This is a genomic window from Arthrobacter agilis, from assembly GCF_002953615.1.
GTDB classification, from domain to species: domain Bacteria; phylum Actinomycetota; class Actinomycetes; order Actinomycetales; family Micrococcaceae; genus Arthrobacter_D; species Arthrobacter_D agilis_B.
The window spans coordinates 476789-478965 of record NZ_CP024915.1; the positions used below are offsets into that span (position 1 = coordinate 476789).

At 68.7% G+C, this 2177-nt stretch carries 1 protein-coding gene; it reads right to left on the reverse strand.

Annotated features, from left to right (window positions below):
• On the reverse strand, positions 1 to 1968 hold a 1968-nt coding region (glgP, locus tag CVO76_RS02350; RefSeq protein ID WP_208740541.1), incomplete at its 3' end, for an alpha-glucan family phosphorylase.
• Positions 1969 to 2177 lie beyond the last annotated feature (209 nt).

The window sequence follows — 2177 nt, forward strand, 5'->3', positions numbered from 1 at the left end:
CGCCTCGATGTCGTCGCGCTCGTCCGCGGAGGCACCGTTGTTGGCGGTCGGGATCGCCCAGCCGTTGTCGCCGTCGTACATCTCGTCCCACCAGCCGTCCAGGACGGACAGGTTGAGCCCGCCGTTGATGGCCGCCTTCATGCCGGAGGTGCCACAGGCCTCGAGCGGGCGCAGCGGGTTGTTCAGCCAGACGTCGCAGCCCGGGAAGAGCGTGAGCGCCATCGCGATGTCGTAGTTGGGCAGGAAGACGATGCGGTGGCGTACCTCGGGATCGTCCGTGAAGCGGACGAGGTCCTGGATCATGCGCTTGCCCTGCTCGTCGGCGGGGTGCGACTTGCCGGCGATCACCAGCTGGATCGGGTGCTTCGGATGCAGGAGCAGCGCCTTCAGGCGGGCGGGGTCGCGCAGCATGAGCGTGAGCCGCTTGTAGGTCGGCACGCGGCGGGCGAAGCCGATGGTGAGGACGTCCGGGTCCAGCACCGAGTCCGTCCAGGTCAGCTCGGCATCCGCGGCGCCGCGCTTCTTCCAGGAGGCACGGAGCCGGCGGCGGACATCGTCCACGAGATTGGAGCGGAGGCTTCGGCGCAGGGCCCAGATGTCCGTGTCGGGCACGTCGTAGACCTTGCTCCACTGCGCGTCGAGCACCGACTCGGCGCCGAAGTGGGACAGCGCGAAGTCCGCGATCTGCGGGTCGACCCAGCTCGGGACGTGGACACCGTTGGTGACGGAGGTGATGGGCACCTCGCGTGCGTCGAATCCCGGCCAGAGACCCGAGAACATGCCCCGCGAGACCTCGCCGTGCAGCTTCGCGACACCGTTGGCCCGCTGCGCCAGGCGCAGGCCCATGACCGCCATGTTGAACTTCGTCGGATCGCCGTCCGCGTAGTTCTCGGCGCCGAGGGCCAGGACGCGGTCCGTCGGGACGGCCGGCGCGAGGCCCGCGTGGAAGAAGTGCTCGATCTGGGCGCGGTCGAAGCGGTCGATGCCCGCAGGAACCGGGGTGTGGGTGGTGAACACGGTCGACGCGCGGCCGGCCGTCAGGGCTTCCTCCCAGCTCATCGGGGACTCGTTGGACGGGTCCATCAGCTCACGGATGCGTTCGATGCCGAGGAAGCCCGCGTGGCCCTCATTCGTGTGGAACACCTCGGGCGCCGGGATCCCGGTCAGCCGCTGGAAGATGCGCAGCGCCTTGACGCCGCCCATCCCGAGGAGCAGTTCCTGCTGCAGGCGCTGGTCCCCGCCGCCGCCGTAGAGGCGGTCGGTGACGTTGCGCGCTGCGTCGTCGTTCTCCGAGACGTTGGAGTCGAGCAGCAGGAGGGGGACGCGTCCGACGTCGGCACGCCAGATGTGCGCGGACAGCTGCCGGCCGTTGGGCAGGGGGAGCACGACCTTCGCGGCCGAGCCGTCCTCCTCACGGAGCAGGGTGAGAGGGAGGCCGTCGGGGTCGAGGACGGGATAGGTCTCCTGCTGCCAGGCGTCCCGGGAGAGCGACTGCTTGAAGTAGCCGGCCTGGTAAAGCAGGCCGACGCCCACCAGGGGCACACCGAGGTCCGACGCGGACTTGAGGTGGTCGCCGGCCAGGATGCCGAGGCCGCCGGAGTACTGGGGGAGGACGGCGCTGATGCCGTACTCGGGGGAGAAGTAGGCGATGCTGCGGGGCGCGTCGTCACCGAGGCCCTGGTACCAGCGCGGTTCCGTGAGGTAGCTCTCGAGGTCGGCGCCGAGCTCCTGGATACGCCGCACCAGCTTCTCGTCGCCTGCGAGCTGCTGGAGCTGCTCGCGCGTGACCGACCCGAGGAAGGACACCGGATCGTGGCCGCTCTCCTCCCACGCCACCGGGTCGATCTCCTCGAACAGACGCGAGGTCGGCAGGTGCCACGACCACCGCAGATTACCCGCGAGTTTGCCGAGCGGCGCGATGCTCTCGGGGAGGACGGTTCGGACGGTAAATCTGCGGATTGCCTTCACCCCGGTTACGCTAGCGCACTTGCCCAGCGCTGGGGAGGGCTTCCCGCGCAAACGCTTGCGTTCTCCGAAGTACGCCCCGATGTTACGCAAAGCTCCCTTAGCATTTCGGCCCATTACTCGCTAACGTCGTACGGGTGACGACTCCTACCGAGCAGAATCGAAATGCCCCGTACCCCGAAGGACTGCGTTTCGGCCGCATCCCCATCACC